General features: G+C 68.2%; 6 protein-coding genes, 1 tRNA gene and 1 pseudogene. 4 read left to right on the top strand and 4 right to left on the bottom strand.

What is annotated here, in order from left to right:
• A pseudogene (locus CM1CMNOD_RS22115) lies at positions 1–237 on the bottom strand (hypothetical protein); the annotation flags it as partial.
• Positions 238–743: 506 nt separating this feature from the next.
• On the opposite strand from CM1CMNOD_RS22115, the gene CM1CMNOD_RS01645 reads away from it, so the two are divergent.
• From CM1CMNOD_RS01645 to CM1CMNOD_RS01655, 3 genes are all read left to right on the top strand, one after another.
• Positions 744–938, top strand: coding sequence for a helix-turn-helix domain-containing protein (locus CM1CMNOD_RS01645; RefSeq protein WP_013871953.1), 195 nt, complete (start codon positions 744–746; stop codon positions 936–938).
• Positions 939–1,130: 192 nt separating this feature from the next.
• On the top strand, positions 1,131–1,415 hold the full coding sequence (locus tag CM1CMNOD_RS01650; RefSeq protein ID WP_013871954.1) for a hypothetical protein: 285 nt from the start codon (positions 1,131–1,133) through the stop codon (positions 1,413–1,415).
• Between the two features lie 226 nt (positions 1,416–1,641).
• Positions 1,642–2,364 (top strand): site-specific integrase, encoded by a 723-nt coding sequence (locus CM1CMNOD_RS01655; RefSeq protein WP_157490960.1) that lies wholly within the window; start codon positions 1,642–1,644, stop codon positions 2,362–2,364.
• 47 nt (positions 2,365–2,411) lie between these two features.
• Here the strand turns inward: CM1CMNOD_RS01655 and CM1CMNOD_RS01660 are convergent.
• Together CM1CMNOD_RS01660 and CM1CMNOD_RS01665 are read right to left on the bottom strand one after the other, a co-directional pair.
• Positions 2,412–2,484: transfer RNA gene (locus CM1CMNOD_RS01660), tRNA-Thr, on the bottom strand.
• Between the two features lie 255 nt (positions 2,485–2,739).
• The gene (locus CM1CMNOD_RS01665; RefSeq protein ID WP_013871955.1) at positions 2,740–3,534 is read right to left on the bottom strand and encodes a FadR/GntR family transcriptional regulator; all 795 of its coding nucleotides are present in this window, start codon (positions 3,532–3,534) and stop codon (positions 2,740–2,742) included.
• Positions 3,535–3,958: 424 nt separating this feature from the next.
• On the opposite strand from CM1CMNOD_RS01665, the gene CM1CMNOD_RS22120 reads away from it, so the two are divergent.
• The gene (locus CM1CMNOD_RS22120) at positions 3,959–4,633 is read left to right on the top strand and encodes a MarR family winged helix-turn-helix transcriptional regulator (RefSeq protein WP_013871956.1); all 675 of its coding nucleotides are present in this window, start codon (positions 3,959–3,961) and stop codon (positions 4,631–4,633) included.
• A gap of 211 nt (positions 4,634–4,844) precedes the next feature.
• On the opposite strand, the gene rlmB is transcribed toward CM1CMNOD_RS22120, so the two are convergent.
• A partial coding sequence (gene rlmB / locus CM1CMNOD_RS01675; RefSeq protein WP_131773806.1) for a 23S rRNA (guanosine(2251)-2'-O)-methyltransferase RlmB occupies positions 4,845–5,712 on the bottom strand: 868 nt, incomplete at its 5' end.

A 5,712-nucleotide genomic window follows, 5' to 3' on the forward strand; every position in this document is an offset into this window, starting at 1 on the left:
GGCGACGACGGTGTTGCTGTCAGTGTCGATCACCGACACGTTGTCCGAGCCAAAGTTGGTGACGTAGGAGTTCCGCGAATCGAGGGGAGTGGCTGTTGCCTGGGTCGGCGTGGCCGCTATGAACAGTCCGGTCGCTATGACCGGGATTGCCCAGGGCTGGAACCGCCTTCCTCGCCCCCGCTCTTCACCGCATTGTCTGAAAGAACTTTTTCTTGTGTTCGCCCATTGTGCGAGCACCGAGACCTCCACGTTGTGGGAGAATCCACCTCCGCAGCACGGAAACGCCGACCGCGAGCGAAGGGGTCACCGACGGTGACCAACGCGATCCTAGCCAGAGTTAATCACCATGGAGGCATTAGCCCGTCTTGCGCCGCGGCGTGACGGCGGTTTCACGGGATATCCCTCGTCAGCGCTCTAATCGGACTTTTGTGCTCCTTGGGCGAGTGCTGGCCGCTGGCGGCGAACGGGATGGGTTTACGCCGCGTCAGTCCCGGCCATAAGCGAGCCACTGGTTGATCATCGCTGTTCGGACAGACCCTGGCCGACAGCATGCGGGTCCTCCTGCCCGACCATTCCCCGTCTCGACGGTCAGAGGAAATCTTGCCGCTTCCGTGAACGTCACGAAACGTCGCGGTTTATCGGCAAGCTTCTCGGACGGTGACCTCATACGGTCGACGGGGTCCGATTCGAACGTGATCAACGCGGCAGCGGGCAGGCGCCGCGACTTGACCATCGGAGGAACTGTGAACAAGCTCCTTCTCACTCCGACCGAAGCCGCTGATCTGCTGGGCGTGAGCCGCACAACGGTCTATGAGCTCCTCAACGCCGAACAGATCGAATCTGTCCGGATCGGGCGGGCGCGGCGGATACCGCGGGCGGCGCTCGTTGCCTACGTCGATCGGCTCCGTGGGCTCTCCGACAGGGAGGCGGCGGCGTGATCGCGGTCAGGCAGGGGCGACGGGTCGCAGATGTTCGGCAATCCACCCGGACCAACGCGCTGGCTCGTGGTCCACCCGGGAGGCTTCGCAACGACCCGATCCTGAAAGATCCAATAGGCGGTCCCGGTGGGTGCTGGAACACCACACCGGGACCTAGATCCGCACCTCTTCTCGTCCAAGGAGCGCAGACCTGTGTCCATCATTCCGCCTGACCATGGCCCGTGGCGCACCCCGTCCAGCCAACCGCCGTTCGTGACCGTTCAGCGGTCCCACTCCGGTGACTACGCGGTGACCGTCCGGCCGGGTGCCGACCCGGTCGACGTGAGCTCGGCGCTCGGTGCTGTGCCGGTGGACACCGTGTTCACCGAAGCCTTCGGCGATGCCGATATCACCCTGATTTTCCGGACGATCCCTGGAACGTCGGCGCTGCTGCCAGCGGGAATCGGCGATCTGCCGCGCATCCCGGCCATGCGCTGACCCGCGCGGTTCTTCTCCCTTCCCCCATTTCTTTCCCGTTCCTCTGGTAGGCGCACTCCCCGGCAGACCCTTCCGCGCCCAGAGGACCGGACCCAACGGCAAGCACGCCACCTGGCGACCGGCAAGCCTCCAGTTCATCCATGGGGTGCTGCGTAACGCGCTCGCGGACGCTCACCGGCTCGACCTGGTGCCTCGCAACGTCGCGAAGGCGATCAAGGGACCGTCGGTGCCACTGCGGCGGGTCCGTACCCTCCACGTCGATGACGTCCGGGCGCTCAGCCGGGCGATGCACGACGACCCGTACGGACCGATCTTCATATGTGGTCTGATGTTGGGGCTGTGGCGAGGGGAGATCCTCGGCCTGAGGTGGGCCGACATCGACTTTGACGCAGGGGCGCTGCACGTCCGACGCACGTTGCAACGCGCGAACGGAAAGCTGATGTTCACGCCGGCCAAGACCGTTCGGTCGCATCGGACGCTGCCACTGTCGGGCTCTCTCGTCGAGATTCTCAAGGAGCATCGCCGGTCCCAGGAAGGCGCCATGGCCACCGCCGGCCCGGACTGGATCGATCATGACCTTGTCTTCGCCTCGGCGATCGGCACACCCCTGGACCCACGCAACGTCAACCGACGGTTCACCGCGATCCGCACGGCGGCCGGGCTCCCGTGGGTGCGGCCTCACGATCTTAGACACGCGTTCGCGACACTCCTCGTCGCCGAAGGCGTCCCTATGCGTGTGATCATGGAATTGCTCGGTCATTCCACGATCAACCTCACCATGAACACGTATGCCCACGTCCTACCTGAGGCGCAGGAAGACGCCGTGGCGCGTCTCGATGGCCTCGTCATGGGAGATGATCAAAGCAAGGAGGCTGCAGAGGCCACCGACGAACCGGGCGAGGGCGAAGCGGACGGCGGAGATGGCCTGGGTACACCACTGGGTACATGACGATCACTTCGGGGCCAGGCCAACGACGAAAGCCCAGGTCAGGAGGGAGCCGGCGAGGGGATTCGAACCCCTAACCGCTCGATTACAAGTCGAGTGCGCTGCCAGTTGCGCCACGCCGGCCGGTCCGAGGACGCTCCCTAGCGTAGGGCATCGGGGGATGATCACGCGCCTCGGGGCCGAGTGATCGTTGGGACGCCGGTCGCGTCACCGTTCTGCCACCTGCTGTCGGCCGTACCGGCGCCGCTGCCGAGGGTTGACGCTGCCGGGGGTTGACAAGGTGCCGGCCGGGGATGCGCCCGGCCTGTGGGTGACCACGCGTCCCCGGTTGTGAGGGATGGGGGCTGCCGCGCCGGAATCGCGTCCCGAGCCGCTTGGTCAGGAGTAGACCGCGAGCATCGGGCCCGGTTGGGCGGCGTTGTCCGTCTCGAGTTCCGTCTCGAGTTCCGTGTCGGTTGTTCCGTTGTCCTGCCAGAATTCGACGGCGCCTCGTACGTCCTGGTTTTCTATCAGGTCGGTCAGGCGTTCGTAGCGGGCGAGCGACCGCCGGATGAACTGCTGCCCGGCCGCCTCGGGAATGTTCCGCAGGGCGGCTTCGTGCTCCTTTCGGAGAAGGGCCGACACAAGTTCCGCCATCAGAATGAGGGTTCTGTTGTGGGATGACCGCACGACCAGGATACGGAATTCGGCGGACGGCCGGGAGAAATCGAGAATGCCGCGTGACCGGCTCGCGGCCAGCAGGCAGTCGCGCATGCCCCGCAGGTCCGATCCGCTCCGGCGGGCCGCGGCCAGCGCCACCGCTCCCGGTTCTATCACCGCCCGCGCCTCGAGCAGGTCCCGGACGGAGGTGCCCTGCATCTGCAGCCGCAGGCCGGTCTGCCGGGCGAGCACCCGGGTGTCCGGCTCCTGAACAAGTGGTCCCAGGTGGGAGCCGCGCCGAAGAACGATCAGGGACTCGGACTCGAGGATGCGCAGCGCCTCGCGCATTGTCGGCCTCGCGACACCGTATACGTCCATCAGCTCGCTCTCCGGCGGAAGATGCTCGCCAGGCCTGACCTCGCCGCGCGCCATCCTGCCCCGGAGGTCGTCGGCGACCAGTTCGGAGAACTTGCTGAACCTCGGCCCGCGTTCCGGCCCGAACATATTGACAGCCATCGTCGTCCTGACAGTCATTTTCGCCCGCCTCCTCGCTGAAGCGTGAGAAGCCATGCTAACCGCGGAAGAGCGTCATGATCCGGCGCGGCCGGATTCTTGTGAGGCCGCACACGCCGTGTGAATCCACCCACACCGGTGTCCGCTAGCCATTGTTTTGGGTTTCCGGTAGGTTGGCGATCCGACCGGCCAGCGCGCCGTCACAACTACCTGGCACATCATCGTATCTACGCTGTCACCACGGATGACGGTTTATGTGCCGCCGTCGGTTGGGGACGGGCAGGGAGTATTAGAGTGCTGGCGCCGCCATTTCCATGCCGCTGACGTGACAGGCCCGGGATATCCGGGCCCGCTGGTCGGTGTATCCATCCGGTGGTGGTCGGCGTATCCGCCCGGGGGTACCGACGGTATGCGAGACGCGGTATGCGAGAGGAGAGGCCACGAAATGGAGTGGGACGAACCATCGTCCGCTGTCGCCGTATCCCGCCTCGGGCACTCGATCAAGCGGGCCGAGCAGGCGCTCATCCGGGAGAAGACCCGGGCGCTGCGTGATGTCGGCCTGTCCGTCCCGCAGTACACGGTGCTGCTCACGCTTGCCGACTCGCCGGGGCTTTCCGGCGCCCAGCTCGCCCGCCGATGTATGGTCACGCCCCAGTCGATGGCGAGTCTGCTGCTCACGCTCGAGGCGAAGGGGCTGGTCGTGCGTGAGCAGTCGGACGTCCACGCGAAGGTCTTCCAGTGCCGGCTGACCCCGTCTGGCCGGACGCTGCTGCACCGGGCGGACACCGTCGCCCTCGCGGTCGAACAGCGTCTCACCGCGGTCTTCACGCCCGCCGAGTCGGAGGAGTTCCGCTCCCTGCTCGAACGGACCGTCGCCATCCTCGACGACGAGACCGGACGCTCCACACCGGCGACATCAGCGGCACCGGCGACACCAGCTGCCCCGCTCACGCCAGCCGTGCCGCCCACGCCGGCCACGTCACCCATACCAACCGCATCACCTGTGCCGGCCGCGTCGCCCACGCCAGCCGCAGCGCCCACGCCGACCGTGCTGCCCACACCCGGCGTGCCGTCCACGCCCGCCGCGGCGGCGCACTGGTCGCAGGCAGCCGGCCAGTAGCGCGGTGACCACCACTGCCGGCCCACTTCAGCGCCGGCCGGGTCCGAGCCCGGTTGAGCCCGGCCAGCATGATCGTTGTGATTCTGGTGCTGCTGGAACAGCATCAGAATCACAACGATCACAGCACTGTCAGAGGCTCACCAGCCGCCAGAGATCCAACAGTGTTGCCTGCGGAGTGTTGCCTGCGGCTTGCGGGCTGTCGCCGGGGGAGTCAGCGTGGGTGCGTCTCCGCCGCGTCCAGCCGGCGGCGGCGGGCGATCTCGGCCAGCGCCACGCCCGCGGCGACACCGGCGTTGAGCGACTCGACATCCCCGGCCATCGGGATCCGCACGGTCAGATCGCAGCGTTCCCCGACCAGCCGCGACAGGCCGCGGCCCTCCGAACCGACGACCAGCACGAGCGGGTCGGAGGCCATCTCCAGCTCGTCCAGGCTGACCTCGCCGTCCGCGGCGAGCCCCACCACGAACAGGCCGGCCTGCGCCCAGCCGGTCAGCGCGCGCACCAGGTTCGTCGCCCGCGCCACCGGCAGCCGGGCCGCGGCACCGGCCGACGTCTTCCAGGCCGCCGCCGTGACGCCGGCCGCCCGCCGTTCGGGCACCACGACCCCGTGTGCGCCGAACGCCGCCGCCGACCGGACGACCGCGCCGAGGTTACGCGGGTCGGTCACGCCGTCCAGAGCCACCAGCAGCCCGGGCGGCGCTTCCTGGGCGCGGGCGAGCAGATCGTCAGGATGGGCGTACCGGAACGGTGGCACCGACAGCGCCAGCCCCTGGTGCGGCGCGGAACCGCATAGCCGGTCCAGGTCGCCGCGCGCGACGTCCGCGACGGCCACCCCGGCGCGCGGGGCCAGCCGGCGGGCCTCGTCAAGGCGTTCGTCGTACTCGGTCCCGGCGGCCACGTAGAGGACGGAGGCGGGGACACCCGCCCGCAGCGCCTCGACCACCGCGTTACGGCCGACCACCAGCTCCTCGGGCTCGCCGCGGTCCGCCCGGCTGGCGAAGCGCCCGGCGCGGGCCGTGCCGGCCCAGGCGGATCCAGCCGGGCGGCCCTGCCGTGGCGCACGGGGGCCGCCGCGGGCC

It is taken from the genome of Protofrankia symbiont of Coriaria myrtifolia, from assembly GCF_900634755.1.
GTDB lineage: Bacteria > Actinomycetota > Actinomycetes > Frankiales > Frankiaceae > Protofrankia > Protofrankia coriariae.